At 57.5% G+C, this 294-nt stretch carries 1 pseudogene; it reads right to left on the minus strand.

Features of this window, described 5'->3' with window-relative positions:
* Positions 1–294: pseudogene (locus tag RZO55_RS10385) on the minus strand (IS701 family transposase); the annotation flags it as partial.

Here is a 294-nt window from a genome sequence, read left to right on the forward strand (position 1 = left end):
CCGCCCAGCGGGCTCCGGCCACCCGGACGAAGGATGTGAGCGGAGTATCTTTGGGGGCATAGACGATATAGTACGCGTAGTCTTCTTTTTCATCCGGATGACGACGAATCAGCAGCCATCGCTGCCACTGTGGAGCATCGGGACAGTTTAGAGGATACCGGACCCACTCATATTCCCGGGGTCCTTTCGCGCCGTTTCCACAAGAAAGACGTACCCAAGCGGTTTCCTCGGTTCCAAGAGCCAAATCCCGCACCCGGTGGGTCTTCCAACCGATACAAACCGATTCCTTGGCCG

The sequence above is a fragment of the Clostridium boliviensis genome (genome assembly GCF_033342255.1).
GTDB lineage: Bacteria > Bacillota > Clostridia > Lachnospirales > Lachnospiraceae > Lacrimispora > Lacrimispora boliviensis.